22 protein-coding genes and 2 tRNA genes are annotated in these 26,887 nt (G+C 69.7%); 15 read left to right on the top strand and 9 right to left on the bottom strand.

Features of this window, described 5'->3' with window-relative positions; genetic code table 11:
* Positions 1–8 precede the first annotated feature (8 nt).
* Positions 9–1,247: a saccharopine dehydrogenase C-terminal domain-containing protein gene (locus tag AB0M02_RS29090; RefSeq protein WP_364232364.1), complete on the bottom strand. Its 1,239-nt coding sequence runs from the start codon at positions 1,245–1,247 to the stop codon at positions 9–11.
* Positions 1,248–1,301: 54 nt separating this feature from the next.
* On the opposite strand from AB0M02_RS29090, the gene AB0M02_RS29085 reads away from it, so the two are divergent.
* Complete coding sequence (locus tag AB0M02_RS29085) at positions 1,302–2,027, top strand: TetR/AcrR family transcriptional regulator (RefSeq protein ID WP_364232361.1); 726 nt, start codon at positions 1,302–1,304, stop codon at positions 2,025–2,027.
* 63 nt (positions 2,028–2,090) lie between these two features.
* Here the strand turns inward: AB0M02_RS29085 and AB0M02_RS29080 are convergent, their stop codons facing one another.
* Positions 2,091–2,498, bottom strand: coding sequence for a hypothetical protein (locus AB0M02_RS29080; protein WP_364232360.1), 408 nt, complete (start codon positions 2,496–2,498; stop codon positions 2,091–2,093).
* 94 nt (positions 2,499–2,592) lie between these two features.
* On the opposite strand from AB0M02_RS29080, the gene AB0M02_RS29075 reads away from it, so the two are divergent.
* From AB0M02_RS29075 to AB0M02_RS29065, 3 genes are all read left to right on the top strand, one after another.
* Entirely contained in the window at positions 2,593–3,069 is a 477-nt protein-coding gene (locus AB0M02_RS29075; protein ID WP_364232358.1) for a GNAT family N-acetyltransferase, read from the top strand.
* Between the two features lie 88 nt (positions 3,070–3,157).
* Positions 3,158–3,868 carry an energy-coupling factor ABC transporter permease gene (locus AB0M02_RS29070; protein WP_364232750.1) on the top strand — a complete coding sequence of 237 codons (711 nt, stop codon included), beginning with the start codon at positions 3,158–3,160 and terminating at the stop codon, positions 3,866–3,868.
* A complete protein-coding gene (locus AB0M02_RS29065; RefSeq protein ID WP_364232356.1) occupies positions 3,865–4,209 on the top strand; it encodes a PDGLE domain-containing protein in 345 nt (114 codons plus the stop codon). The genes AB0M02_RS29070 and AB0M02_RS29065 overlap by 4 nt, the downstream gene beginning before the upstream one ends.
* Positions 4,210–4,330: 121 nt before the next feature.
* Here AB0M02_RS29065 and AB0M02_RS29060 read toward each other — a convergent pair whose 3' ends face one another.
* The 3 genes from AB0M02_RS29060 to AB0M02_RS29050 all read right to left on the bottom strand — a co-directional run bounded on the left by AB0M02_RS29060 (position 4,331) and on the right by AB0M02_RS29050 (position 5,501).
* A complete protein-coding gene (locus AB0M02_RS29060; protein WP_364232353.1) occupies positions 4,331–4,888 on the bottom strand; it encodes an alpha/beta fold hydrolase in 558 nt (185 codons plus the stop codon).
* A 56-nt stretch (positions 4,889–4,944) separates the two neighbouring features.
* Complete coding sequence (locus AB0M02_RS29055) at positions 4,945–5,274, bottom strand: hypothetical protein (protein WP_364232352.1); 330 nt, start codon at positions 5,272–5,274, stop codon at positions 4,945–4,947.
* Between the two features lie 71 nt (positions 5,275–5,345).
* Positions 5,346–5,501 carry a hypothetical protein gene (locus AB0M02_RS29050; RefSeq protein WP_364232351.1) on the bottom strand — a complete coding sequence of 52 codons (156 nt, stop codon included), beginning with the start codon at positions 5,499–5,501 and terminating at the stop codon, positions 5,346–5,348.
* Between the two features lie 174 nt (positions 5,502–5,675).
* Between AB0M02_RS29050 and AB0M02_RS29045 the strand changes: the two genes are divergently transcribed.
* Positions 5,676–9,134 (top strand): WD40 repeat domain-containing protein, encoded by a 3,459-nt coding sequence (locus AB0M02_RS29045; protein ID WP_364232350.1) that lies wholly within the window; start codon positions 5,676–5,678, stop codon positions 9,132–9,134.
* Positions 9,135–9,194: 60 nt separating this feature from the next.
* Here the strand turns inward: AB0M02_RS29045 and AB0M02_RS29040 are convergent, their stop codons facing one another.
* Positions 9,195–9,761, bottom strand: coding sequence for a hypothetical protein (locus AB0M02_RS29040; protein WP_364232348.1), 567 nt, complete (start codon positions 9,759–9,761; stop codon positions 9,195–9,197).
* A 199-nt stretch (positions 9,762–9,960) separates the two neighbouring features.
* On the opposite strand from AB0M02_RS29040, the gene AB0M02_RS29035 reads away from it, so the two are divergent.
* Positions 9,961–10,539, top strand: a complete 579-nt coding sequence (locus AB0M02_RS29035) for an STAS domain-containing protein (RefSeq protein ID WP_364232345.1) — start codon at positions 9,961–9,963, stop codon at positions 10,537–10,539.
* Between the two features lie 243 nt (positions 10,540–10,782).
* Here the strand turns inward: AB0M02_RS29035 and AB0M02_RS29030 are convergent, their stop codons facing one another.
* Positions 10,783–12,021 carry a serine hydrolase domain-containing protein gene (locus AB0M02_RS29030; protein ID WP_364232343.1) on the bottom strand — a complete coding sequence of 413 codons (1,239 nt, stop codon included), beginning with the start codon at positions 12,019–12,021 and terminating at the stop codon, positions 10,783–10,785.
* A gap of 97 nt (positions 12,022–12,118) precedes the next feature.
* Here AB0M02_RS29030 and AB0M02_RS29025 point away from each other — a divergent pair, with 97 nt between their 5' ends.
* From AB0M02_RS29025 to AB0M02_RS29005, 5 genes are all read left to right on the top strand, one after another.
* Positions 12,119–12,652 carry an NfeD family protein gene (locus AB0M02_RS29025; RefSeq protein WP_364232340.1) on the top strand — a complete coding sequence of 178 codons (534 nt, stop codon included), beginning with the start codon at positions 12,119–12,121 and terminating at the stop codon, positions 12,650–12,652.
* Positions 12,653–14,158, top strand: a complete 1,506-nt coding sequence (locus AB0M02_RS29020) for an SPFH domain-containing protein (protein WP_364232338.1) — start codon at positions 12,653–12,655, stop codon at positions 14,156–14,158.
* Positions 14,159–14,196: 38 nt separating this feature from the next.
* Positions 14,197–14,565, top strand: coding sequence for a response regulator (locus AB0M02_RS29015; protein WP_364232337.1), 369 nt, complete (start codon positions 14,197–14,199; stop codon positions 14,563–14,565).
* A 169-nt stretch (positions 14,566–14,734) separates the two neighbouring features.
* Entirely contained in the window at positions 14,735–16,738 is a 2,004-nt protein-coding gene (locus AB0M02_RS29010; RefSeq protein WP_364232747.1) for a transglycosylase domain-containing protein, read from the top strand.
* 48 nt (positions 16,739–16,786) lie between these two features.
* On the top strand, positions 16,787–19,507 hold the full coding sequence (locus AB0M02_RS29005; RefSeq protein ID WP_364232335.1) for an alpha-amylase family glycosyl hydrolase: 2,721 nt from the start codon (positions 16,787–16,789) through the stop codon (positions 19,505–19,507).
* A 4-nt stretch (positions 19,508–19,511) separates the two neighbouring features.
* Here the strand turns inward: AB0M02_RS29005 and AB0M02_RS29000 are convergent, their stop codons facing one another.
* Positions 19,512–19,910: a hypothetical protein gene (locus AB0M02_RS29000; protein WP_364232333.1), complete on the bottom strand. Its 399-nt coding sequence runs from the start codon at positions 19,908–19,910 to the stop codon at positions 19,512–19,514.
* Positions 19,911–19,986: 76 nt separating this feature from the next.
* Between AB0M02_RS29000 and fxsT the strand changes: the two genes are divergently transcribed.
* From fxsT to AB0M02_RS28985, 3 genes are all read left to right on the top strand, one after another.
* On the top strand, positions 19,987–24,711 hold the full coding sequence (gene fxsT, locus AB0M02_RS28995; protein WP_364232331.1) for an FxSxx-COOH system tetratricopeptide repeat protein: 4,725 nt from the start codon (positions 19,987–19,989) through the stop codon (positions 24,709–24,711).
* A gap of 170 nt (positions 24,712–24,881) precedes the next feature.
* Positions 24,882–24,956: transfer RNA gene (locus AB0M02_RS28990), tRNA-Glu, on the top strand.
* Between the two features lie 9 nt (positions 24,957–24,965).
* A tRNA-Pro gene (locus AB0M02_RS28985) sits at positions 24,966–25,039 on the top strand.
* Between the two features lie 19 nt (positions 25,040–25,058).
* Here AB0M02_RS28985 and AB0M02_RS28980 read toward each other — a convergent pair.
* Positions 25,059–25,841, bottom strand: a complete 783-nt coding sequence (locus tag AB0M02_RS28980; protein ID WP_364232329.1) for a hypothetical protein — start codon at positions 25,839–25,841, stop codon at positions 25,059–25,061.
* A gap of 43 nt (positions 25,842–25,884) precedes the next feature.
* Between AB0M02_RS28980 and AB0M02_RS28975 the strand changes: the two genes are divergently transcribed.
* A complete protein-coding gene (locus tag AB0M02_RS28975; protein WP_364232326.1) occupies positions 25,885–26,805 on the top strand; it encodes an alpha/beta fold hydrolase in 921 nt (306 codons plus the stop codon).
* The last annotated feature ends 82 nt before the right edge of the window (positions 26,806–26,887 follow it).

The following is a 26,887-nucleotide window of genomic DNA, read 5'->3' as shown; positions in this document are numbered from 1 at the left end:
GCCCGACGTTAGGCGGCCACCTGCGGGGACGCCGAAGCCAATCGGCCGGGATTGGTCTGCTCCCGCATGCCCCAGGGGGAGCCGTACGCGGTCAGCAGGTCCAGGAACGGCCGGGGCGGGAAGGCCTCCGGCCCCAGGACACCGGTGCCCGTCCAGACGCCGGTCGCGAGAAGTTCGAGGGCGACGACCGGGTTGATGGCCGTCTGCCACACCACGGCCTGGCTGCCGTACTCCGCCATCGACCACTCGTTGTCGACGACGTGGTACAGGTAGACCTCCCGGTTTTCGCCCGCGTGCTTTCCGCGTACCCAAGTCCCCGCGCAAGTCTTTCCTCGCATGCGCTCGCCCAACGAAGCCGGATCCGGCAGCGAGGCCGCGACCACGTCCCTCGGTGAAACCGTGCCGCCCGGCACGGTGACCGATTCGGTCCGGTCCAGACCCAGTTGGTGCAGCGTCTTGAGCGTGCCGATGAACTGCTCACCGAGACCGTATTTGAACGTGACCCGCCGTGCGCCGACCCAGCGCGGGATCAGCAGCACCTCCTCGTGCTCGACGTTGACGCACTCGACCGGGCCGATGCCCTCCGGGAAGTCGAACACCTCCGGCTCGCTGAACGGCGCCGTGGTGAACCAGCCGCGGTCCTTCTCATAGACGACCGGCGGGTTGAGGCACTCCTCGATGGTCGTCCAGATGTTGAAAGAGGGCGCGAAGTCGTAGCCGTCGACGGTGAGGTTCGCGCCGTCGCGTACCCCGATCTCGTCGATCTCGTCGAACAGCTCGTCGGCCGCGAAGCGCGCGAAGATGTCCGAGAGGCCGGGCTCCACACCGATGCCGACCAGGGCCAGCAGGCCGGCCCGCTCCCACTGCGCGGACTGCTCGAACTGGGCGTCGCCGAGCTTGACGCCGCACTGCTCGTAGGGCCGCGACGGGTGCGGCCGGGACAGCGACATCGCCATGTCGAGGTACGTCGCGCCGGCCGACCGGGCCGCCTCGAACAGCGGCATCACGAAGCGCGGGTCGGTCGCGTTCAGCAGCACGTCGCAGCCGGTGTCGCGGAGCAGGGCCGCGACCGCACGCCGGTCGTTCGCGTCGATCCGCACCGCACGCATGCGGGGATCGCACACCGCGGCCGATGCCCGCGCCAGGTCGTAGTCGGCGACCACCATCTCGTCGAAGAACGGGCGCCGGGCGGCGATTCGGGCGATCGCCGTGCCGACACCCCCGGCACCCACCAGGAGGATTCGCATGACCTGATGAAACGCGGCTTGCGAACCTAACGTCAACCGTGTTGGCATAAGGGTATGGCGAAGCCAGTGGTCCCCGAGGAGAAACGCCGCCGGCGCCGCCCGACCCGCGGCGGAACGGTCCTGTCCGAGCGGCTGATCGTCGAGGCGGCCCTGCGGCTGCTTCGCGAGCACGGCAGCTCCGGGCTCAGCGCGCGCCGGCTCGGCCTGGCGCTCGACTGCGACCCGAGCACGCTCTACCGCTACTTCCGCGGGATGGACGAGGTGATCCTGGCGATCGGCGACGCGCTCATCGGCCAGGCGCTGACCGGCTGGTCACCCACCGGGCGGTGGCGCGACGACCTGCGCGCGCTCGGTCTGCGCATCCATGCGGCGTACACCGCGCACCCCCAGGCCGCCGTGCTCACCACGAGCCGGGTCACCGGCCGTCCCAACGAACTCGCGGCCGACGAGACCGTGCTGTCCGTGCTCCGCGGCGCAGGACTGCCGCCGCCGCTCGAGGTCCGGGTCTACCACGCCTTCATCGACCAGACGCTGGCGTTCGCCGCTCTCGACGCCGCCTCGCTCGCCCTGCCCAACGCCGCGCTGCTCGCCGAGGAGGAGGTGTGGCGGTCCACCTACGCCCGGCTGCCGTCGGCCACCCACCCGCACGTCGCCGAGGTCGCGCCGCTGCTGGCGGCCGAGATGGTGGGCAGCGCATACCCCGCCGCGCTGGAACTGCTTCTCGACGGGGTCACCCTTCGCGTTCCTTTTTACGGTACGGGCAATCGCGCTCTGCCCTGACCAGACCCGCGGCGATACTGCCGCGCGAGGCCGCAGCGCGCCCTACGGCGCCCACTGCGTGGTTCAGCGTTCGGCCAGACCGTACTGATAGAAGGTCAGCAGGCTGTGCTCGGGCCCGTGCTCGAGCCGCTTGGCGACCTTGTTGTGCGGATAGGCCTGCAGGCCGTTGGGCATCGCGACGACCGCCGCCTTCTGCCTCGGGTCGTACTCCCAGCGGCCGCCACCGTGACGTACCAGCAGCTCACCGAGGTACGCACCCAGACCCATGATCATGTTGTGCTTGTATTCAGGGGGTGGGTTCGTGGCCAGGAAGCCCTCGCACAGCGCGTCGAGGCGAGCGGCCTCGGTCCGATCCCATCCGAGCCGCGCGGTGCCCGTGCGGAAGGTCTCCGCCAGATCGATCATGATCGTGGCAGTCTCGGCGCCGGTGGGATCCGGGGGCTGCCGCCGGAACCGGTCCAGGATTCCCATGATGTCCTCCCCGATGAAAACGGGGCGAGCGTACCAGCGATTTCATGCCATGATCCCTCATTGATCAGGTCATTTTCACCGGATGAGGTGCGCCGTGCGGATCAGGGAAGCGGTCGCGGCCGACGTGCCGTTCCTGGAGGAGATCGTCCTGGCGGCCTACAACTGGTCCGGGCCGCGCTTCACCCTCGACTGGGTGCGCACCGACGAGATGGCCCAGCGCTACCTCGCCGGCTTCCCCGGGCCCGGTGACATCGGGGTGGTGGCCGTGATCGACGGCTGCCCGGCCGGTGCCGTCTGGGGTCGTGCCCTGCCCGCCGACCGCGCCGGTTACGGCTTCGTGGCCGCCGACGTCCCGGAGCTCACGGTCGGCGTCGTCCCGGAGGCCCGCGGCCGAGGCGTGGCGTCGAACCTCCTCGCCGAGATCGCCGCGCTCGCCGTGCAGCGGGGGATTCCCGGTTTGAGCCTCAGCGTCGAGGACGGCAATCAGGCCCGCCATCTGTACGAGCGTGCGGGCTATCAGGTCGTCGGGCGCACCGGTAACTCGGACACGATGGTCCTGCGGCTCCTATAGCTGTGCGCTGAACCCCACAGTTGCAACTTCTTGGCAACAACCCCATGCTGTCAATATGCTGCTGCCTGTGAGCCAGGAGGGGCGTGCCATGGACAACGCAGTGGCGATGCACATCGCCAACGGGATCATCGACGGTCCCGTTTCCCTGATCTTTCTCGTGATCGCGGTCGCCGGGCTGGCGTTCTGCGTGTGGAAGGCCAAGGTCGATCTCGACGACCGGCTGGCCCCGATGGCCGGCCTCGTCGCCGCCTTCATCTTCGCCGTGCAGATGCTCAACTTCCAGGTGCTGCCCGGTGTCTCCGGTCACCTCCTGGGCGGCACGCTCGCGGTGATCCTGGTCGGGCCGTGGGTCGGCTCGCTCTGCGTCGCCACCGTGCTGATCGTGCAGTGCCTGATCTTCGCCGACGGCGGCCTCACCGCGATCGGCCTGAACATCACCAACATGGCCCTGCTCGGCACCGCCGCCGCGTACGTTCTGGTCGCCGGCCTGCTCCGGATCCTGCCGCGCACCCCCGGCGGCCTCGGAGCCACCGCCTTCATCGCCTCGGTCATCGGCGTCGTGGTGGCCTCGCTCGGCTTCGTCCTGGAGTACGCGCTCGGCGGCACCACCCAGCTCTCGATCGGCGGCGTCGCGGCCACCATGGCCGGCGTGCACGTCCTGATCGGTATCGGCGAAGGCCTGATCGCGGCCACCACCGTGGTCACGGTCGCCCGGGTCCGCCCCGACCTGGTCTACGCCCTGCGCGCCTTCCGCAAGACCCCCACCAGCACCCCCGTCGAGGTCGGAGCCGCCGCATGAACAAGAAACTCGGCTGGTTCCTCGCGGCCGGCCTGCTGGTCGCGTTCCTCCTCGCCGGCGTCGTGAGCAACTTCGCCTCCGGCAGCCCCGACGGCCTCGACTACGCCGCCCGCGAGGGCTGCACCTTCAACGCCGACGACGAGATCACCGGCGGCACCTGCATGGCACAGCAGGAGGGCTCCCACCAGCTCGGCGACAGCCCGCTCGCCGACTACGGCATCCGCGGCATCGACAACGAGTTCCTCTCGACCGGCCTCTCCGGCGTCCTCGGCGTCCTCATCACGTTCGCGGTCGGCGGCGGCCTGTTCTGGCTCGTCCGGCGCCGCCCCCAGAAGGTCTGAGAAGCAGCGCCCCGGCTCTTGGCCGGGGCGCTCCGTCTCAGCGCGCGCTGCGCGGGTGGGTCGTCTCGGCCCGCGCTGCGCGAGTGGGTCGGCTCAGCCCGCGCTGCGCGGGTGGGTCGTCTCAGCCCACGCTCTGGAGGCGGGCCGCGAAGCCGGCGGGGTCGCGCAGGTGCGGAAAGCCGGCGCGAGCGTCGGGCTGAGGCCCGATCCAGTCGCGGTAGGACCGCCTCAGCCCGGAGTCCTGACGCGGCACCGCGAACTGCCGATACGGCTCCGGGATCTCCTCCTCGCCCGGCGGCCCGCTCCCGACCCGGATGACCGTCCTGGTCACGAACCGCTCCGCGAACGCCGCCGCCAGCAACGCCGACTCCGCGTGCGCCACCAGGATCGGCGCCCGCCGCAGATCCAGACCATGCACCAGCATGGCCAGGTCATGAGCGACCGCGTCGAGCCCGTAGTCCTCCCTCGGCGCCGACTCCCCGTGCCCCGGCAGATCGACCGCCACAGCCGCACACGCCGCCCCGAGCTCAGCCGCAACCGGCCACCACATCGTGCGGTCGTAACAGAGCCCGTGCAGCAGCACGACCGGCCGGCCGAACCGCCCCCAGCGGTCATAGACAATCAGATTCTTCGGCGTCCCATAGGCATGCGTGGTACGCCGCGGTGGTTGCGGGTGCACAGTGGATCGTCCTTCTGTTCTGCGGGACATTTCGGGTGACTGGAGGCAAAAAGCTCCTACACCCGCAGAACCCCCAGCAGCTTCAGATCCGGATCCGGGCGCTCACCAACCCCCGCACACGGCTCCACCGCCCGCGCCGGCACCACCGGAACAATCGTGACCAGCGCGGACTGAACCATCGGCCGCGCGCGGTGCCCCAGATTCGGCACCCACTCGTTGCCGTGCCGATGCTCGTGAGCCGGCTCCTTCACCACGTCGTGCGGCGTACAGACGTGGTGGACGTGCCCATGCGCGTGATGAACACTCCCGGCGGAATACAGCACCCCGGCCGCGAGAACAGCGAGCAGCATGAGCAGCACACCGGCTGTCCTCCACTCGCGGGTCACCCGCCAAGTTAACCAGGCACCGCTCACACCACGCTTTCGCACGAATCACCCGAACGGCTCACGGTTTCCGGTTACTCGAGATCCGCCATCTGCTTGGTGATTCGCATCCGCATCTTGCGTGCCTCGCCCGGCTCGATCAGGCCACGCTTCGACCAGTCGCGGAGCGCGAGCAGCTTCAACTCGGCTTGGTTGATCTTTTCGGGGGTGGAGGGCGTGGGCGCGGACACCGGCGCCTGACCGGGCAGCGTCAGGAGATGCCACCAGGCGACGGCGGAGAGGGCGAGGCGGTCGCCTGGTGGCCTGGACCGGGACCGGGCGGCGGATGACGCCGAACGTCCTTCGCCCTCCGGTCGCCACTCCAGTTAACCTGACTGTCCTCATCGGCGGGCAGGGAGTACCGGGTGCGAAGAGTCGGCTGGCTGCTCCTCGTCCTCGTCGCCCTCGCCGCGGGCGTGGTGGCGGCCACCACGGTGTCGGTGGCGGTCAACCTGGCCACCGAGGTCGGTGTGGGCCGGATCGAGTTCATCCGCCGGGATCCGTGGTGGTGGACCCTGGGAGCGACCGCTGTGGCGTTCCTGGCCGCGTGCGGCGCCTGGTGGACGCAGCGCCGGTTCGACCGGGCGGCGGCGGGCCGGCGGATCCGGCCACGGCGGCCGTCCTGGGTTGTGGACCGGCCGGACGAGGTGCGCCAGGTGATTCGGGCGCTGCACACCGACCGCGGCACCGCGGCGATCACCACCGGGGTGTACGGCGCCGGCGGCTTCGGGAAATCCACGGTCGCGCAGCTTGTGCGTGCGGACCGGCGTGTCCGGCGACGGTTCGGCGCCGAGGTCTACTGGGTGACCGTCGGGCGTGACGTGCGCGCCGGCGCGCTGGCCGAGAAGGTGAACCGGCTCGTCGAGGAGATCGCGCCGGGCCGCATGCAGCCGTACCCCGAGGTGTGGCGGGCGGCGGAGAACCTGCTCGCCGTCCTCGACTCCGGGCCGCGGCGGCTGGTGATCGTCGACGACGTGTGGTTCCCGGACCAACTGGACGCGTTCCCGCCCGGCCGCAGGTCCGTGCGGCTCGTGACCACCCGCAGCCGGTTGCTGGTGGACGGGCTCGGCGTGTCGATCAAGGTCGACCAGATGTCGGAGGAGCAGGCGCGGGCGGTGCTGACCGCCGGACTGCCGCACCTGAGCCCGGGTCTCGTAGCCTCGCTGCTGGCCGAGACCGGGCGGTGGCCGCTGCTGCTGCGCCTGATCAACCGGATCCTTGCGGAGTCGCGGCTCGGGCCGGAGGACGTGCTCCACCGGCTCCGGGGCGGGATTTCCCAGGTGGATGATCTCACCGGCACGGCTGCGCCGGCACTCGATCTCAGTGACCCGGAGCAGCGGGTGCGGACCGTGCGGGCGACCCTTGAGGCGAGCCTCGGGCTGCTCGCCGAGGACGAGCGGGAACGCGTGGCCGAGCTGGCGGTCTTCGCGCGCGACGAGGCGGCGCCGCTGCCACTGGTCGAGGCGCTGTGGGCGGGCACGTGCGGGATGGAGCCGCTGCGGGCGCGAACGTTGCGGGACCGCCTCGAACACCTCGCGCTGATCACCACGACTCCGGACGGTGCGGTCGAACTGCATGACGTCGTCCGCGACTACCTGTCCGGGGAGATGGGGGAGGAGCGGCTCTGCGCGGCACACCGCGCGTTGATCGTCGCGGCCCGCCCGGCGGACGGATGGTGGGTATTGCCCGAGTCGTCCCGCTATCTCTGGGACCATCTCGTCGAGCACCTGATCGCGGCCGGCGACCGCGACGGCGCCGGTGAACTGGCCGTCGACCTCCGGTGGGTGGCCGCAAGTCTGCAGGTCAACGGCCCGGCCGCCCCGATGCGTGACATGGCGGTGGCCGGCACCGACCGGAGCCGGCGCCTGCGCCAGGCGCTGGGCCAGGTCGCCCACCTGCTGGCGCCCACCGACCCGGCCCACTCGCTGACCGACATCCTCTACCAGCGGCTGGGCGAATTCAGTCCGGTGCCGGAACCGGCCGGGCCTGCTCTGATCAGCGACTGGCCGCTCGCGGACCGGCCGGATCCCGCGGCCCGCCGCACCCTCACCGGACATCGCACCCGGCTGACCTGCGTGGCTGTCACCGCGGACGGCTCGACCATCGTCTCCACCGACGCGTCCGGAACGGTGATGATCCGGGACGCCGACAGCGGCCGGTTGATCCGGACGTTCACCGGCGTCCTCCACACGACGCCGGCGCCGGTGGTCACGCCCGACGGCCGGTGGCTCATCGGCCGGGCTCACCGTCCTGACAGCAGCGCGGCGTGGCGTGTCCCGACGATCGTGGACCTCGAGACCGGGGATCAGCGCCTGCTCCCGCCGGACACCGCCGACCACCAGGACATGCTCCATGTGGCGGTGGGCCGCGACAGCGGCTGGCTCGCGGCCGGCTACTCCGACGGCACGATCCAGATCTGGGACCTGAGGACGGACACGACGCGCCGCGTCCTGACGGCCGGCGGGCGTGAGGTGACCGCTTTGGCGGCCGGCCCCGGCGACGGGCTCGCCGTGGCGTCGCCGGCGGGTGCGGAGCTCTACGGCAAGCACGTCGTCCGGGTCTGGGACGTCGGCTCCGGCGAGGTACGCCACAGGCTGCACTTCGACGCCGAGGTCCGGACGATCGCATCCGACCCGGCCGGCGCGTGGGTGGCGACGGTCAGCGACGCGACAATCAGGTTCTGGGACCTGGCGACGCGTGTCGAACTTTCGCTGATCGCCGGGCCCGATCGCGACAGCGTGCGGACGATCGCCGTCTCGCCGGACGGCGCCTGGGTCGCGGCGTCGCTGCACGGCGGCGCGATCGACATCTGGAACCTGCGGACCGGAGCGCGTCTGGCCACGCTCAGTGGTCACAGCGACCTGGTCAACGCGCTGGCCTTCGCGCCTGACTCGGCATGGCTGGCGACCGGCGGTGACGATTGTTCCCTCCGGACCTGGCAGGTGAGCGCCAACGCACGGCTGTTCGATTCGCGGGCAGCGGCCATAACCGGCCCGTTGCGGGCGGTCGCGGTCACCGCCGACGGCGAGTCCCTGGTGACCGCGGGTGCCCGCGGCGAGATTCTCTTCCGGTACGCCGATCACGGCTACCTGCACCGTGACCTCGGCGCCCACGCTGGCACGCCGAAGACGGCCGCGGTGGCGCCTGACGGCAGCTGGGCGGCGAGCGTCGGCGGCGACGGCCTGGTCAAGTTGTGGGACGTGGTCCTCACCCGGGCGTTGGGGCAACTGAGCGCGAAGGCCCGCGCGGTTGCGATCGCACCGGACGGCACCTGGCTGGTCACCGGCGGCTTCGACCGGCAGGTGCGGATCTGGGACGCGCAGACCCGCACCGTACGGTCGAACCTCACTGACGGCGCCGGTGACGTCAACGCCGTGGCCGTCTCGCCGGACGGCACCTGGGTCGCCGCGGTGGATCGTGACGGTGGGCTGACCGCATGGGACGTCGCCCGTGCAGCGGTGCTGACCCGGGTGGCGACCTCGTCCGGCCCGATGAACGCGATGGCGATCGAGCCCGGCGGGAAGTGGCTCGTCACCGGCGGCTCCGGCACGGTTCGCCGCTGGGACACCACCACCTGGCGGGTCACCGGGCAGCTGCGCCCCCGGTCCGGGCGGGTCAGCGGGCTTGCCGTCGCCCCGGACGGCGACCTGGTCGCAGCGGTCTGCGACGACGGGACTGTCCAGGTCTTCGAAGCCGCGTCGGGGCGCGCGCTGGCGATGACCCGCATCGATCAGGCTGCGCACTCGTGCGTGTGGGATCCGAAGGGCCGGGCGCTGTTCGTGGCCGGCGAGGCGGGACTGTTCCGGTTCACGCTGCGCCGTTGAGCGCGGGCGGGGCACCGGTAGCGGGCCGGCCTACCCCGTGTACGCAGATCGTCCCAGGGATCAGGCGGTCAGGGTCGTGGTGAACGAGGAGCGGGCGCCCGAGGGCAGGCGCAGGGTGACGGTCAGCTCGGTGCCGGGGGCGAGCGCCGAGGTCAGCGCGGAGAGGGCGAGGCGGTCGCTGATGGCCTGAACCGGGACCGGGCGGCGGATGCCGTGGTGGTGGGTGGTGGCGGACCAGGCGGTGACCGGGCCGAGGGCGGGGTCGGCGCAGAGGTGGATCAGCGTGGTGCTGTGGGCGCGGGTGTGTTCGGTGCGGATGCGCAGGGTGCCGTGGGAAGTGGCGATCGCCTGGGAGGTGCGGTCGGGGCACGGCCCGGACGGTGGGGAACCGAGCAGGGCGGGGTTGGCGATCAGGGCGCCGGCGCCGGGAATCAGGAGCAGCAGGGCGACCAGCGGGAGGGCGAGCGCGCCGCGGTGGCGCCGGGAGCGTGGTGGCGTGGTGCGGGGCACGAGGACCGGGCGGCCGTTCAGGTGGAGAACCCGCAGGTGAGGGCGGCCGGCGAAGCGCGGGCGGTGCCGGCGGGGGCGGTGTGGGGACGGCGGTGCCGGGCTGTCGTCGTTTCCCATGGTGGCCCGCCTCCGCGCTAGATCATCATCTTCAACCCGGAAGTCGGTCGAAAGGTGCGCCCAGTTCCCGGCGACCGGGGCGGTTTCACCAAATCGGACGATCTTGTCACGTGTCTGTCATATCGGTCTGTCAGGGTTTAGGAAGGCACCACTTCGGTCAGTCACGATCACGGCGGCGAATGACGTGGGGAGCGCGCAGATGACGGCTGTTCCAGCCAGGCGGGGTACGGGCGTGGAGCTGACCTGTGACGGCTGCGGCGTGGTCGCGGCGCCCGGTGGTTACGGGCTGCACGACACCGAGGTGGTCTATGTGACGGTTGCCGGCACGGGGTGGACGGGCACGGCGTTCGCGCGGGGGCCGCACCACTGCCCGTCCTGCTCGGCGACCTCGGTTGCGGCACGGGCGCTGCGCGTGCGGACGGCGACGGGTGACCAGGTGTCGCTGGAGATCGGGCCCGCTGCCGCCGTGGTGCGGGTGACCGGCGACGTCGATCTGGCCGTCGCTGACGAACTGCGGGCGGTTCTGGAGTCAGCCGCCGTCCAGCGCCGCGTGATCGTCGTCGACCTCGCCGAGGCCGGCACGATCGACTCGACCGGCGTGGGCGCGCTGGTGCGCGGCCGCAACGCCGCCCGTCGCCGGGGCGGCGACCTCCTGCTGGCCGCCCCGTCCCGCTTCCTGCAGATGATGCTCCGGACGATGCGCCTGCACACCGCGTTCGCGACCTACCGCTCGGTGCCACACGCCCTCGCCTCCACCACCGACCGGCGGGCCGCGTAACCACCACCCAGGCGCCGGTCAAAGGAAGGAAGGCGCGGCCCACGCAGGCGGCGGCAAGGAAGGCGTGGCCGGCAATTAGCGGAAAGGACCGGCGGCGGCGAGGGAAGGCAAGGCCGAACAGGCGGCGCGCCCACGCGGCTGGCTGGCGGCGGCTGCGGGGAAGGCGCGGCCGAGCGGGCGCCGCCCAGCCTGCGCGACGGAAGGCACAAAAGGCCACACGGCGCCGGGTTGGGGTTGGAAGAGTCAGGTGGCGACCGCGTCGGCGACGGCGGCGCGGATCGGGTCGGGGTTGGACCAGGTCCAGTTGGGGTGGGCGCGGTTTGTCAGCAGCACCAGGACCAGTGAGCGGGTTGGGTCCACCACCAGCGACGTGCCGGTGAAGCCGGTGTGGCCGAACGTGGCGGGGCCGGACAGCGCGCCCATGAACCACCGCTGGTTCAGTACCACGCCGAGTCCATGGTCGGCGGTGCGTTTCGGGCGCTCCGGATCGTACGCTTTCTTGCCTTTATTGGCATTTATCAGCATTTGCTGGACGATTTCGGGGGAAAGCACGCGTCGGCCGTTGAACGTGCCGCCGTCGAGGAGCATCTGGCCGATCACGGCGACATCCCGGGCCGTTGCGAAGACGCCCGCGTGCCCGGCCACCCCACCGAGGTCGTTGCACACGTCGTCGTGCACGACCCCGCGCAGAAGTCCTCGGGAGCTGCGCGCGTCGGTGGCGACCAGGCGGGCGGGTGCGCGGACCCACTTCAGCGGCAGGAATCCGGTGTCGGTGAGGCCGAGCGGCGTGGTCAGGTTGTCGCGCAGGGCCCTGTCGAGGGTCTTGCCGGTGAGCTTCTCGATCAGCTGGCCGGCGACCATGAGGCCGGTGCTGGAGTACCGGAAGGCGTCGCCGGGCCGCGCGCCGGACACGAGTGGGGTCGTCAGCACCGACTTGCGGGAGAGGCCGGTGCGACGGACGCCGACCGGCAGGCCGCTGGTGTGGCTGAGCAGCATCGCGACCGTGATGCGATCCTTCCCGGCGCCGGTGAAGCCGGGGAGGTAGGTCCGCACCGGTGCGGACAGGTCGAGTTTCCGCTGGTCGACGAGCTGGAGCGCCAGGATCGCGGTGTAGACCTTGGTGAGCGACGCGGTGTCGAAGATCGAGTCCTTCCGCATGGCGACGCGCTTGGCGGGCGGCAGCTCGCGAGGGCCGGCCGTGTAGCGCAGTGCGTGCCCGACCGCGACGTGTGTCGTGATCCTGCCGTTGACCATGACCAGGGCGACCGCACCGGCGTATCCGGGGTGCTTCGGGTTGGCCGGCGTCGGCTTCAGGTGGCGTTGAAGAAGCGGAGTGAGATCAACCGAAGCAGCCGGAGCGACAGGAACGGGAGCAGCGGACGGGGCAGCCGCGGCCGGGGAGACGAACGTGGGGGAGGACCGGCAACCGGCGAGGGCGGCGGCGAGACCGGCACCCAGGACAGCGCGGCGACCGAGAGGCATCCGCCGATGATGCCAGCTCAGGCGCGGAAATGTGGAAGTCGTCGACTACCCTGTGGCAGCGGTCGGAAGACCGGGGTCGAATGGGGGAGGTTCCGGATTGACGGCGGCGACCGTGGTTTTTCTGGCGATCGGGGCCGTCGGAGTCGCACTCCTCGCGATCGCACTGCTCGGCGGTGAGATCCTGCACCTCGGGCACATCGACGCGGATGGGCTGTTCTCCCTCGAGGCGGTGGCCGGCTTCCTCGGGGCGCTCGGGTTCGCCGGTGCCGTGATGGCCGAGGTGCTCGATGCGCGTACACCTGCTTTGATCGTCCTCTCGGCGGCTGTCGCCGCCGTCGCCGCGGTGATCGCCGCCTGGCTCGCGTTGCGCCTGACCCGCGCTGCGCGCAACATGCGCACCGACGCCACCCCCACCCGGCAGCATCTGATCGGCACTCTCGGCGTGGTGGTCACGCCGGTGCCGGCCGGTTCCGGTTACGGCGAGGTCCGCGTCCGGCTCGGCGGGCAGCCGGTGAAACTCAACGCCCGCGCCGACCAGGCCCTGCCGGCCGGCACCCAGATCTTCGTGGTGGAAGCACCCACCGAAACGTCGGTCGTCGTCGAGGCGACCCCGGACCCCGGAAGGGAATAGATGTCACCTTTGCTGATCGCGATCGGCGGCGCCCTGCTGCTGGCCATTCTCCTCGTCCTGTTCGTGCTCTCGCGGATCAAGGTCGCCGGGCCGAACGAGGCCTTCATCATCACCGGCCGCAAGGGCCGGGTGACACAGTCCGCCGACGGCACCAGCAGCACCGACCTGTCCGGGCAGAAGGTCGTGATGGGCGCCTCGGTGTTCGTCATGCCGGTCGTGCAGCGGCTGCAGTCGCTCGACCTGTCCAGCCGCCGCATCGACGTCGGGATCAAGGGCGCGGTGTCGAAGCAGGGCATCCGCGCGGAGCTGCACGGTGTCGCGATCGTCAAGGTCGGCGGGACCGAGGACGCGATCCGCGCCGCCGCGCAGCGGTTCCTGCACCAGCAGGCGGAGATCGAGGACTTCACCCGTGAGGTGCTGGCCGGTGCGCTGCGCTCGATCGTCGGCCGGCTCACCATCGAGGAGATCATCCGGGACCGGGCGGCGTTCGCCAGCGCGGTCGCCGAGGAGGCCGAGCACTCGATGACCAACCAGGGTCTCGTGCTCGACACGTTCCAGCTGCAGGACATCCTGGCCGAGGGGTCGTACCTGCAGGATCTCGGCCGTCCGGAGGCCGCGCGCGTGCTGAAGGACGCCGCGATCGCCGAGGCCCGCGCCCGCCAGGCCGCCGAGCAGGAGCGGCTGCTCGCCGAGGAGAAGATCGCCGAGGCGAACCGGAACCTGGCGCTCAAGCAGGCCGCCATCCAGGCCGAGATCGACGCGGCGAAGGCGCAGTCCGCGGCTGCCGGCCCGCTCGCGCAGGCGGAGCGGGACCAGAAGATCCTGGCCGAGCAGCAGAAGGTCGCCGAGCAGAACGCGGAGCTCAAGCAGCGCCAGCTCGACACCGAGGTGCGCAAGCCGGCGGACGCCGCGCGGTACAAGGTGGAGCAGGAGGCGGAGGCGTCCCGCAACGCGTCGGTCATCGGCGCCGACGCGGCGCGGCAGGCCACCATCGCCGCGGCGCAGGCGCAGGCCGAGCAGGCCCGCCTGACCGGTGAGGGCGAGCGGGCCCGGCGTGCCGCGCTGGCCGAGGCGCACGCGATCGAGGGTGCCAAGGAGGGTGAGGCGGAGCAGCGCCGGAGGACCGCGATCGCCGAGGCGATCGAGCGGGAGGGCGCGGCGGAGGCGGCGGCCATCCTGGCCCGTGGGCAGGCGGAGGCCGAGGCGATGGCGCGCAAGGCCGACGCGTTTGCGGCGTACGGTGAAGCGGCCGTTCTTGATCTTCTGGTGAAGGTGCTGCCGCAGGTCGTCGAGGCGGCCAGCGCTCCGATGGGCGCGATCGACAAGATGACGGTGATCTCCACCGATGGCGCGTCCTCGCTGACCAAGTCGGTGGCGAACAACGTCGCGCAGGGCCTGCAGCTGGGTTCCGACCTGACCGGTGTCGACCTGTCCGGTCTGCTCGCGAAGCTGGGCTCCAGCGCCGCCGCCAACGGGCGCGCGCTGGAGAAGACAGACAACGAATGATCCTCAGGGTTGCCGTGCCCGGGCCGATTGCTCCGGGCATGGCAACCTTGACCCCCGCGGCGTCCACGGTCCTCGTCGTCGACGACGACGAGGGCGTACGCGAACTGATCGCGTTCCTGCTGAACCGCGCGGGTTACCGGGCCGTCACCGCCGCCGACGGCCTGGAGGCCATCGACCTGCTTGCCACCACGCGACCGGATCTGGTCGTCCTCGACATGGTGATGCCGGGTCTGGACGGCCTCAGCGTCTGCGCTCGGATCCATTCGGACACGCCCGTGGTCATGATGAGCGGCCGCGCGTCGAAGGCGGAGATCGCCTCGGCATTCGAGTCCGGCGCGGTGGAATATCTCGACAAGCCGGTGCACCCGGGAGAATTGGTGTCCCTGCTCCGCATGCTTCTGAAGTGATCTCTCAGCATCTTCATAGGCGGATTCAGGTTTCACGGCGGCCGCCGTGGATAGCCTGGATCGAGTGAATTCCGGGAAACACCCCCTCCTGCGCAGTGCGGTCGTTCTCGTCGTGTGCGGCGTGCTGGCCGGCCTCGTGGTCGCGGCCGCGTCGTTCCCGGCCGTCGCCATGTCCGGGCTGGCCGCCAAGACCGGTTCGGAACAGCTCGGTGAGATGCCCGAGGGCCTCGTCGAGCAGGCGTCGCCGCAGGTCAGCCGGGTCTATGCCAACGACGGCAAGACGCAGATCGCGGTCATGTACGACGAGTTCCGCAGCGACGTGCCGCTCGCCAAGGTCTCGCAGAACATGCAGGACGCGATCGTGGCGGCCGAGGACCACAAGTTCTTCGAGCACGACGGCGTCGACCTCAAGGGTGTCGCCCGCGCTTTCGTGAACAACAACCAGGGCGGCGCTCAGCAGGGCGCGTCCACGCTCACCATGCAGTACGTGCGGATGGCGCTCGCCTATTCGGCGACCGATCCGCAGGAGGTCGTGAACGCCACGGCCGACACCGCGGAACGCAAGCTCACCGAGATGAAATACGCGCTGCAGGTCGAGAAGGAACTCACCAAGCAGCAGATTCTCGAGCGCTATCTCAACATGGCGCCGTTCGGCAACGGCGCCTACGGGGTGAACGCCGCCAGCCAGGTGTACTTCGGTAAGAAACCGGCCGACCTGACCGTCGCCGAGGCCGCGATGCTGGCCGGCATGGTCAAGGCGCCGACCGCTTTCGATCCGACGACCAAGAGCGGATATCCGCAGGCCGTGGAGCGTCGCGACTACATCATCGGCAACATGCTGGAGCTCGGCCAGATCACCGCCGCCGAGGCCGCGACGGCGAAGAAGGTCACGGTCGGCCGCACCACGAAACGGCCCAGCAGCGGCTGCGTCTCGGTGGCCAAGAACCAGTGGGGCTTCTTCTGCGACTATTTCTACCGGTGGTGGCTGGGCCAGGAGGCCTTCGGCCAGACATCGTACGATCGTGAGCGCCTTTTGAAGAGCGGTGGCTTCCGGATCGTCACGACTCTGGACGTCGACGCGCAGGCCGCCGCTCGCAAGGAGATCTCCGAGCGGCAGAAGGACACCAGCCGCAACGCCCTGATGCTGGCCGCGGTCCAGCCCGGCACCGGCGAGGTCCGCGCTCTCGCGGCGAACCGTCGCTTCAAGATCGACGACGGGAAGAACCCGCTCTCCTCGAACCCGGCCGACGCGCGCAAGGACGTGCACGCCACGTACCCGAACACCACGAACCCGATCATCACCGGCAGCAGCGGCATCCCCGGATATCAGGCGGGGTCGGTGTTCAAGATGTTCACCATGGTCGCGGCCCTGGAAGCGGGCATGGGGCTGGACACGACGATCAACGCGCAGCAGCGGTACAAGTCGAGCTACCGGGACTCGTCCGCGCCCGCGCAGTGCGACGGCTACTGGTGCCCGACGAACTCGTCGGTGAGCGAGTCCGGGAACTTCAACATGTGGACCGGGTTCGGGCGGTCGGTGAACACGTACTTCGTGCCGCTGCAGGAACAGGTCGGCGCGGAGAAGGTCGTGGACGTGGCCGAGCGTTTCGGTATTCAGTTCCGCGAGTCGGGCGACGCCGACCGGGCGAACGACCCGGACCAGGCGCACAACTGGGGTGCGTTCACGCTCGGGGTGTCGTTGTCGACGCCGCTGGACATCGCCAACGCGTACGCGACGCTCGCCGCCGACGGCACGTACTGCACGCCCACGCCGATCAAGTCGATCACCACGGCGGACGGCGCGGCGGTCGACGCCGGCAAGTCGCGCTGCCTGCGGGCCACCAGCACGGAGGTCGCGCGCAAGGCCCTCGACGCGGCCCGGTGCCCGGTCGGCGACCAGGCCCAGCTGGGGTCGTGCGGCGGCGCGACGGCGCGGGCGGCGCGCGGCGCGGTCGGCCACCCGGTGTTCGGCAAGACCGGCACGACCGACAACGACAAGACGGCCGCCCTGGTGATCGGGACCAGGTCGCTGGTGGTGGCCGGCTATCTGGCGAACCCGGACTGGGCCGCGCACACCGACCGGATGTCGCACGACATCGTCAATCCCGCCGTTTATGAGACCCTCGCGGACTACATGCGAGGTAAGCCCGTCGAGGAGTTCCCGGTGCCTTAAGGCGTTTCGGCCTCCCGCCCCGGTCCCGAATGCGTACCATGCGTACGCATGTCGATACGTCGCGTCGTGGCGATGATCGCTTCCGCGGTCGTCGTGGGAACGTTGGCCGTCTCGCCGGTTCCGGCGGCGGCGGGATCGGGCGGGCTACCGGGGCGGCACTCGCTGCGGGAGCCGGTCACCGACGAGAACTTCTACTTCGTCATGGCCGACCGCTTCGAGAACGGCGATCCGGCCAACGACCGGGGCGGGCTGGCGGACGACCCGCTGGTGTCCGGATTCGATCCGACCCGGAAAGGTTTCTACAACGGCGGCGACCTCAGCGGGCTGCTGAAGCGTGTCGACTACATCCGGGGGCTGGGCACCACGTCGATCTGGCTGACGCCGAGCTTCAAGAACAAGCCGGTGCAGCCGGAGGACGGGCCGTCGGCGGGCTACCACGGGTACTGGATCACCGACTTCACCCGGATCGACCCGCACCTCGGCAGCAACGAGGAGCTGCGGGCGCTGGTGGACGCGGCGCACGCGCGGGGGATGAAGGTCTACTTCGACATCATCACGAACCACACGGCCGATGTGATCGGGTACGCGTCCGGCGCGCGGCAGCCCTACGTCTCCAAGGACGTCTCGCCGTACCGGTCCGCGGCCGGGGTGCCGTTCGACGATCGCGACTATGCCATCCCACCGCTCGACCCGGCGGTCTCGTTCCCGTACGTGCCGGTTCTCGATCCCGCCGAGCGCGATCTGAAGGTGCCGGCGTGGCTGAACGACGTCACGCTGTACCACAACCGCGGTGACACCACGTTCGTCGGCGAGAACTCGTACTACGGCGACTTCTTCGGCCTCGACGACCTGTTCACCGAGCACCCGCGCGTGGTCAGCGGCATGATCGACATCTACAAGACGTGGATCCGCGACTTCGGGATCGACGGGTTCCGGATCGACACCATGAAGCACGTCGACGACGCGTTCTGGCAGCGGTTCGGGCCGGAGGTGCTGTCGTACGCCCGCTCGCAGGGCAAACGCGAGTTCTTCATGTTCGGTGAGGTCTTCGACACCAGCCGCAGCTTCACCTCACAGTTCGTGACCCGCAACCGCATGCAGGCCGTGATCGACTTCCCGTTCCAGGAGGCGGCGCGGAACTTCGCGTCGCGTGGCCGTCCGGCCAGTGAGCTGGGCACGTTCTTCGCGGGCGACGACTGGTACACCGATGCGGACTCGAACGTCTACCAACTGCCCACGTTCCTGGGCAACCATGACATGGGCCGGATCGGCAGCTTCGTGGTCGCGGACAACCCGGGCGCGGGGGATGCCGAGTGGGTCGCGCGGGACCGGCTCGCGCATGAGCTGATGTACTTCTCGCGGGGCAACCCGGTCGTCTACTACGGCGACGAGCAGGGATTCACCGGGCCCGGCGGGGATCAGGACGCACGGCAGACGCTGTTCGCGAGCCGGGTACCGGAGTATCTGGACGACGATCTGCTCGGGACGTCGTCGACGCACGCGGCGGCCAACTTCGTACCCTCGCATCCGCTCTATCAGGCCATCAGCGGGCTGGCTTCGGTGACGCGGCAGCATCCGGCCCTGCGCGACGGGGCGCATCAGCATCGGTACGCGGATTCTTCCCTCTACGCCTTCTCGCGGATCGCTCAGGGGCGGGAGTATGTTGTCGCGCTGAACAACAGTGCGGTTGCCGCTACAGCCTCGATCCCGACATTCGCCACCAAGAGCGGATTTTCCCGGATTTATGGTAGTGGGCCGGCGCGGGTGAAGTCCGCCGCTGACCGGACGCTGACGGTGACGGTTCCGCCGCTCTCCACCGTGGTCTACGCGCTTGACGGGCGCATCCCGCGCTCGGCCGCCGCACCTGCCGTCACCCTGGAACCGCCCGCGCCCGCCGCCGAGACGCGCGGCCGGATGCAGGTCACGGCGAACGTCGCCGGCTCGTCCTTCTACGAGGTCAGCTTCTACGCCCGCACCGGAAACGGCTCATGGGCGCCGATCGGTACCGACGACACCGCTCCCTACCGGGTGTTCCACGACGTCAGCTCGCTGCGCGCCGGCACACCCGTGGAGTACCGGGCGGTCGTGCTGGACAACGCCGGCCACACCGCCACCAGCCGGGCGCGGGGCGCCCGAGTGCCCGTGCCACTGGTGACCATCGAGGCGCCGGCCGAGAACAGCAACGTCCGCGGCCGCGTCGAGGTGCGCGCCGTTGCCGACCCGGAGCGCGGCACGCACGTCGTCCGCTTCGAGCGCAGCATCGCCGACGGGCCCTGGACGACCATCGGCACGGACAGTTCGTCGCCGGCGTACACGGCCTTCGACGATCTCTCCACACTGTCCCTGGCGCCCGGCACCACGATCCGCTACCGCGCCGTACTCGCCGAACCACGTTCCACCAGCGCGGTGCGAACCGTCCGATACGCCGGCCCGCCGCTGCGCACCGCCACCCTGCACTACCAGCGCCCGGCAGGCGACTTCGACGGCTGGGGCCTGCACCTGTGGGGCGACGCGGTGGATCCGGCGCTGCTCGCCCAGATCGCCTGGGACCGCCCCATGCCACCCACCAGAATCGAGAACGGCTGGGCCGAATACGACATCGCCCTGGTCGACGACACCAAGCCCGTCAACTTCATCATGCACCTGCCCAACGGCGACACCGTGCCCACGTCCCGCGAACCCGGCGGCGACCGCTCCTTCCTCCCGATCAACACCCCCAACGTCTGGATCAAACAGGGCGACCCCGCCGTCTATCCCAGCCAGCCGTAGGGAGTCAGGTGGTCTCGGGTGGCGGAGCGGGTTGCTGCTCCGCCACCTCCGTGGTCAGCAGCTTCTCCATGACCGCACGTACGGTCTCGTCTGATATGTCCTCACCGGTCAGTTCGATCTCGGTGCCGTTCTCGCCGGTGTGGACAGTCAGTCTCAGGCGACGGTCACGGTCGCGGCTCAACCAGAGCTGAATCACCCGGACGATCCCGGCGATCACCCCGGAGCCACTGAGGACCACCGCGACGTCCGTGACGACGCCCTTGGGTGGGCCCTGCTGTGGGGTGTCCCGGACCGTGTCCGCAACCCGCAGGCCCGGCTCGTCCTCGAGGTAGGTGAGTAGCTCGTCGCGCGCGTTTTCGAGGTCGGCGGCGACGGGGGAGAGAACGAGCGACGCGGGCACCATCAGCGGACTCCTGATTGTCGGCGGCTTGGTCGTAGGGTAGAGGCCGGGCGTACCCATCTCCAGCCGAGGAGCGGGCGTGCATCGTGCCTTCATCGTTTGCAATTCGGTTTACGAGTCCGATCCCGCGTCCTTCGACCGCCTGTTGGGGCCCCGGTCGGACGGCCCTCGTCTCTGGCAGGCGCTCACCGACCCGGTGACCGGCATGTTCCGGCACGAGAATGTCCGTGCCATCCCCGAGGGCACCGCCGGGGCCATCCTTGAGGAGGCGGAGAGGTTCTTCTCCGAGTCCGAGCCCGACGACGTCGTGCTGTTCTACTTCAGCGGGCACGGCTGGCGGTCCAACCGGCAGTTGTTCCTGTGCGCGAGGAACACCCGCGTCAACGGGCTTCAGGCAACCGGCGTGCCGGACGACACTCTCAACCGGATGGTCGACGCCTGCGCCGCACGGTCGAAGATCATCGTTCTCGACTGCTGTTACAGCGGCGCGTACAAGGGACGCCAAGCGGCCGAGCGTTTCGCCGGTCAGGGGCGCTTCGTGCTCGCCGCCTCGCCCCCGAACCAGCTCGTCAAGGACGCCGAGCGCGACGGCCAGCTCAGCCCGTTCACCAAGGCTCTGGTGGACGGGCTGACCGGCGGAGCGCAGGACCGGGACGGGGATGGCCTCGTCGACCTCGATGATCTCCACGCCTTTCTGGTCGGCGCCTTGGCGGGCGGTCCGCAACCCTTCCGGAGGTGGACCGGATCGGGGAATGTGAACATCGCCCGCCGGCCCGTCGCCGCGCAGGAGTCTCCGCCCGCCCCGGAGACGGTGGATGTGGCGGCACCACTCGACCCGGGCGACGACCGCGCGTTCCTGGACCGCATGACCGCGGCGACCTCGTACAGCGTGGAACGGGTGCGTGCGTTCCGGGAGGACCTGCGTGACGACATCCCGGCCGAGCTGACGGCCGACCTCCCACCGCTCCAGTTTCTTCACCAGGCCCACCTCATGAGCGCGGGCCGGCTCACCCTGGCCGGTGCTCTGCTGTTCGGTGCGAGCCCCGCCGCCATTCTGCCGACCGCCATCGTGCAGTGCACCCGGATCGACGGCGCCGACCGGAGCGCACCGATCAGGAAGCGGGTGTTCCGCGGCACCGTGCCGGAGCAGATCGTCGGTGCCCGGGACTTCGTCGCGGAGGCGGCGATCCGGGGCGAGGCGCCGACGGAGTACGCCGCCCAGGTCCGGCCCGTCTTCGAGTACCCCATGATCGCGGTCCGCGAGATCATCGCCAACGCGCTGGTGCACCGTGACTACCAGAACCACGAGTCCTGCGTGCACGTGCGGGTGTTCGCCGACCGGATCGAGGTGGTCAACCCCGGAACGTGGACCGGATCGGCACTCATGACCGGGACAAGGCAACCGCTGGCAGGGCTGGCGACCGAGTCGCGACGCCGCAACTTCCGGCTCGCCGAGGTGCTGAGCTGGATGAAGCTCGTGGAGGGCGAGGGGGCCGGCATCCCCCGGGCGATCCAGGAGTGCCGGCAGGTGGGCGCGCCGGAGCCGGTGGTGGTGCAGGAGGACGGCCTGGTGGTCGTCACCATCTATCCGTTGCGGGCGGCGCATGGCGACGCAACCGCTGAGCAGCCACCTTCCTGGGACGAGAAGCAGCGCCTGTGCGACGCGCTGCTCGAGGTGCCCGGGTTGCTCGACGGCGATTCACGCAGCTTGTACCTGGCCGAGGTTTCACAACGGCTCGGAAAACCGATGACCGTGAAACGGCACGCCGACGTCCGCCACGACCTCCTGGCCATCGTCAACACCTGCCAGGCGATACCCGGAGGGCTGCGCGCGTTAGTCGAGGTGGTCAAGGCGCTCCATGGAGGGCACCCGGCGCTCGCGGAGGTCGAGCGGCTCCTCGAAGAGTCCGAGGCGGCGCTGATCGGTGCGGATGACCGTCTGGAACTCGTGCAGATGCTCCGGGAACTGCCGCCGGTCCGGACCGCCGAGGCGTTCCGCAGGGCTGTGGAGGGACTCCGCCTCCCGGATCCGCCACCGTCCTGGCAGGACGCCCTCGCCGTCGTCCGGCGCCTCGAGTCGGCAGCGAGCCGGGACGGTGCGCCGCCTCCGCTGATGGTCTTCGTCGAGGAAGTGGCGCACAGCAGCGGCCGGGCCGACAGCCGCCACCTTCACGAATGGCTTGACGGGGTCGCCCCGGCGGTCGGCATGGATCAGGCCGCTGTTAGGGCCCTGTGCTCGTCCATCGGTGGCCGTGATCTCCCCTCGACCGTCCTCGCGTCGAGCCCGGAAATCACCCTCCCCGCTGTGGCAGTGCTCCCGCGCTCGGTGATCCGGGGTGACATCCCGGTTCGTAACCCGTATTTCGTCGGTCGGCATCGTTCGCTGGATGAGGTGCGGTCCGAGCTGAGTAGCCAAGGAAAGGTCGTCATCCTGCCGCAGGCTCTGCACAGCCTGGGCGGGGTCGGTAAGACGCAGCTGGCGGCGGAGTACGTTCACCGCTTCGCTGACAACTACGACCTGATCTGGTGGTTGCCGGCCGGCGACCCGCTCATGGTCCTGGATTCGTTGTCGCGTCTGGCGGAGCGTCTCGGCATCTCCGGCAGTGAGGATCGCCGGCAGACAGCGGGCATGGTTCTCGACAATCTGGCAACGAGTGAGCTGCGGTGGTTGCTCGTCTTCGACAACGCCGACGATCCGCAGGCGGTGGCCCAGCTCCTGCCCTCCGGCCGTGGCCACGTCATCGTCACCTCCCGCAATCCGGAATGGCACGCGATCGCCCCGGTGGTCGAGCTGGACGTCTTCGACCGGAGGGAAAGCGTCGAGCTCATCTGCAGGCGTCATCCCCGGATTACCGAGGGCGACGCCGCCCGGCTGGCCGAAGCGCTGGGCGATCTTCCGCTGGCTCTGGAACAAGCGGTGTCCTGGCAGGCTGTCACCGGTATGCCGGTGGAGGAGTACCTCGAACTTCTCGGCTATCACGTGCGGGAGCTGATGTCCGAGGGCAGGCCGACCGCCTACCCCTCGACGATCGCCGCGACGACCGGCCTGGTGTTCGAGCGGCTCCGCATGGACATGCCGGCGGCCGCGTTTCTTCTCGACCTGTTCGCGTTCCTGGGTGACGCGCCGATCTCCGTCCGTCTGTTGCGGCTCGGCCGAAGTGCGATTGTCGATGGCCCGCTGGACCGCGTCCTCCGTGATCCCATGGCGTTGAGTCGCACTATTCGAGACCTTCGCAGTTTCGGCCTGGCGAGGATCGACTCGGATCAGCGGATCCAGGTTCCTCGTCTGGTGCGGATGTTCACTCGTGATGCGCTTCTGCCGGATGCCGTGGAGCGCACGCGGCGGGACGTGCAGAATCTGCTCGCCGCAGCCAACCCGGGTTATCCCGAGGACCCGGCCACTTGGGCGACGCACGCCGAAATCGCTCCGCACGTGATTCCGGCGGACCTGCTTACCGCGGACAGCGAGCAGGCCGGGATGCTCGTGCTGGATCAACTTCGCTATCTCCTCGCGGTCGGTGACTACGAAGGCGGCCGCAGGCTCGGCGAACTCGCCGCCGAGACCTGGCGCTCCGGCACGGCCAGCAATCGGGGGCCAGCCGGTGAACACACCCTTCTGGCGTCGCGGCATCTGGCTGACGCCCTGCGCAGCCTGGGCTATCGCGAGCATGCCCGCGCGCTCGGTGCCGAAGTGCTGGAACAGTTGCGGGACAGTCCGGAGTTCGGGCCCGAACACGAGTACACGCTGTCCGCGATGCTTGGGCGGGCCGCCGATCTGCGGCTTGCCGGCGACTACCCCGGTGCTCACGAACTGGATCGGCGCAGCGTGGAGCAATACCGGGAGGTCTTCGGTCCGCAGGACGTGGCCACCCTCAGCGCCATGCGGAGTCTCGCGGAGGATCTGCGCCTGCTCGGAGACCCTGCCGCAGCACTCCGGGTGGACCAGGAACTGATGGAGCTGTGGCGGGCGGTCGTGGATGAGAACGACCCGCGCCGCCTGTCGGGCAACACCGCCATCGCGCGCGACCTCTACGATCTCGGCCGTTACCAGGACGCCGTGAACCTGCAGTTCCCCACGCTGCATTCGATGCGTGAACGCCTGAGCATCGGTCATATCCAGGTACTGCTGGCGGCTCGCACTCTGGCTGTCGCGATGCGCAAAGCCGGACGGTATGCCGAGGCACTCGATCAGAGCCGTAGCAATCGTGGGGACTTGGGGGCTCGCTTCGGTCCTGACCACGAGTACACCCTGGCCGCCGAAATGAGCCATGCGAACACGCTTCTCGTCGCCGGGGAGATGCGCGCGGCTCAGACATTGGCGTCGGAGGTCGTGAATCGTTACCGCGACGGTTTCGGCGCAGATCATCCACTGACGCTGGCCGCCATGGTGAACTCCGCGACCACGCTCCGGCAGGTCGGTGACGTGAATGCCGCGCGTTCTCTCGACGAGCACGCACACCGGATGCTCATCGACGTACTGGGCGAGAAGCACCCGAACACGCTGTGCGCCGCGAACAACGTCGCCAACGACCTCGCTCTGAGCAGCGAGAGCGACGTTGCTCGGGAGCTCTCCGACAGGACATTTCAGGCGTCCCGAGAGGTTCGCGGTGAGGACCATCCCTACACCCAGCTCTGTGCGGTGAACCTGAGTCTTGATCTGATGGCGACAGGTGACGAGTCGAAGGGCGAGATCCTGCTCCGGCAGGCAGCCGAAGCGCTCGGGCGGCGACTCGGTCCCGACCACCCCGTGACGCTGGACGCTGTGCGGGGCCGGCGTGCCGAATGCGACATCGAGATGCCGTGATGCGCGCCGTAATTGCTTTGCGGGCTCCCGGGCCGCCGCCTATCGTGGACGCATGACCTTCACCGCATCGTTCGCCTCGTGGCGGCCCGAGCCGGGCCGGTGGCGCAGCTGATCGACGATCAGTTTCGCCGCCGCCACGTCGTGGCGGCTTTTTTGTTGAAGGAAACCTTGGGCCAGCAGAGCAGCCTGGAGTGCTCGTCGCTCTCTCACAGCGGAGATCGCGGGTTCGAATCCCGCCTGGCCTACGTAGGAAACGGGATGTGGCGCAGCTTGGTAGCGCGTCCGCTTTGGGAGCGGAAGGCCCCCGGTTCGAATCCGGGTATCCCGACAAAGGCCGGCGGTCGGCGTCAGTTCGAGCGGTCGGTTCTCGGCACCACGGGATCGATGGGCTGAGTGGGGCTGTTCTCGGCCTCGAACCAGTCGGCCAGGTTGAACGTGCTGCCGCAGGCGCCGCACTCGGCCTGACCGAACAGGTGGGTGAGCCCGCCGGCCAGTGTCGTGTCGCCCCCGGAGACCGCGGTGTCGTGCATCCACCGGGCTGTCCCGGTGAGGTCGGCGGGCGCGGCCGGGCGGAGGGGAACGCGGTGGACATCGCCGTCGTTGTGATCCCGGATCGCCGAGTAGTGCCCGTAGTCCCCGATGACGACCGCCAGGCGGGTGGCGCAATGTGGGCAGTCGAGGTGGTAGTGCTCGTCGGTGAAGTCCATGCTGATCGAGGCCCAGAACGTGTAACCGGCGAAGGCCAGGGTGTCCTGTAAGAGCCTGGCCAATGTGGGTCCGACGCATGTGGCGACGCGGATCTGAGCCAGGCCGTGCAGTACCCGCAGGGCTTGGGGATCGGCCCGGACCAAACGGTCGTCCTCGTGATTTCGGTGCAGCGTCCGGGTGATCACCGCGGCGAGATCCAGCGCCCGGTCCCGCTGCTCGGTGTCGCCGGATTGCGCGAGCCGGCTGAGGGCGGGCAGAGCGGCGAACCCCACCGAGAAGAAGCACTCGTCCTCGACAACCAGTCGACGGTTGAGTTCGTCCCAGAGGGCGGCGTCCGGCCGGCGGCTGAGCCGATCGAGCAGCCGCTCGACGACGGCACCGGAGTCGCCTCGCGCATCCCGCACGGAGTCCCAGTCGAACACTGATCGATCAAACACCATGGGTGGCACGTCTAGCATGAGGTTCGTGTCTCGAAACGGTGGGGTGGCGGCGCGGATCGTGCTTGCCGTGGTGGTGGTCATGGCGGCGGTGTCGTGTGGTTCGACGGGCGCATCAAAGCCAGCGAGCAGCCCTTCGGTGGCGGCCCTGCCGGAGAGCGGTACCAGCACTGTGGAGATCGGTGGGCGGCCGGTCACCGTGCACGTACCGGAGTCCTATGATCCGGCCAAGGCCGCCGCGCCGCTGGTTGTGCTGCTGCACGGGTATTCGTCGTTCGCGAAGGAGCAGGAGTCCTACTTCAAGCTGACGCCCGAGTCGGACCGGCGAGGGTTCGTCTACGTGTATCCGGACGGGACCGTCGATGATCGTGGTGACCGGTTCTGGAACGCCACCGACGCCTGCTGTGACTTCTTCGACGCGCAGCCGGACGACTCGCGGTACCTCAGCGAGCTCATCGCCACGATCCAGCGTGAGTACCGGATCGACCGCGTCTATCTGATCGGCCACTCGAACGGCGGCTTCATGGCGTTCCGGATGGCCTGCGACCACGCCGATCAGGTCACCGCTGTCGCGTCGCTCAACGGTGCGACCTGGAACGACGCCACGAAATGCCGGCCGTCGGAACCGGTGAGCGTGCTCGCCGTCCACGGCGACGCCGACGAGACCATCGCGTTCGGTGGCGGCTCCATCGACGGTTCCACCTACCCGTCGGCGGCCACCACTGTCGCGCAGTGGCGGGAGCACGACGGATGCACCGGCGACGGCCGGGAAGCGGCGGCGGTCGACCTCGTCGGGGGCGCCCCGGCCGAGACGTCGGTACGAGCCTGGGACTGCACCGGCAACGCGACGGTGCAGGCGTGGACGATCGACGGCGGTACACACGTACCTCCGCTGGGGCCCGGCTTCGCTCCAGCGGTAACGGACTTCCTGCTGGCGCAGAGAGACTGAGAAAGCGCTTCCCGAGATTTCCGCACATGGCGACGATCAAAGCTGGTAGCGCTTGAGAAAGCGCTCTCTCGACCCCGATACT

Source organism: Actinoplanes sp. NPDC051861 (genome assembly GCF_040681145.1).
Taxonomy (GTDB): Bacteria; Actinomycetota; Actinomycetes; order Mycobacteriales; family Micromonosporaceae; genus Actinoplanes.
Note: the sequence above shows the minus strand (reverse complement) of the source record. Positions and strands in the feature narration are given on the sequence as shown.

Bases quoted from the DNA above. Each gene is read 5' to 3' on its own strand.
- AB0M02_RS29090 (WP_364232364.1), bottom strand. From the start codon at position 1,247: ATGCGAATCCTCCTGGTGGGTGCCGGGGGTGTCGGCACGGCGATCGCC.
- AB0M02_RS29085 (WP_364232361.1), top strand. From the start codon at position 1,302: ATGGCGAAGCCAGTGGTCCCCGAGGAGAAACGCCGCCGGCGCCGCCCG.
- AB0M02_RS29080 (WP_364232360.1), bottom strand. From the start codon at position 2,498: ATGGGAATCCTGGACCGGTTCCGGCGGCAGCCCCCGGATCCCACCGGC.
- AB0M02_RS29070 (WP_364232750.1), top strand. From the start codon at position 3,158: ATGGACAACGCAGTGGCGATGCACATCGCCAACGGGATCATCGACGGT.
- AB0M02_RS29065 (WP_364232356.1), top strand. From the start codon at position 3,865: ATGAACAAGAAACTCGGCTGGTTCCTCGCGGCCGGCCTGCTGGTCGCG.
- AB0M02_RS29040 (WP_364232348.1), bottom strand. From the start codon at position 9,761: ATGGGAAACGACGACAGCCCGGCACCGCCGTCCCCACACCGCCCCCGC.
- AB0M02_RS29035 (WP_364232345.1), top strand. From the start codon at position 9,961: ATGACGGCTGTTCCAGCCAGGCGGGGTACGGGCGTGGAGCTGACCTGT.
- AB0M02_RS29030 (WP_364232343.1), bottom strand. From the start codon at position 12,021: ATGCCTCTCGGTCGCCGCGCTGTCCTGGGTGCCGGTCTCGCCGCCGCC.
- AB0M02_RS29020 (WP_364232338.1), top strand. From the start codon at position 12,653: ATGTCACCTTTGCTGATCGCGATCGGCGGCGCCCTGCTGCTGGCCATT.
- AB0M02_RS29015 (WP_364232337.1), top strand. From the start codon at position 14,197: ATGGCAACCTTGACCCCCGCGGCGTCCACGGTCCTCGTCGTCGACGAC.
- AB0M02_RS29010 (WP_364232747.1), top strand. From the start codon at position 14,735: ATGTCCGGGCTGGCCGCCAAGACCGGTTCGGAACAGCTCGGTGAGATG.
- AB0M02_RS29005 (WP_364232335.1), top strand. From the start codon at position 16,787: ATGTCGATACGTCGCGTCGTGGCGATGATCGCTTCCGCGGTCGTCGTG.
- AB0M02_RS29000 (WP_364232333.1), bottom strand. From the start codon at position 19,910: ATGGTGCCCGCGTCGCTCGTTCTCTCCCCCGTCGCCGCCGACCTCGAA.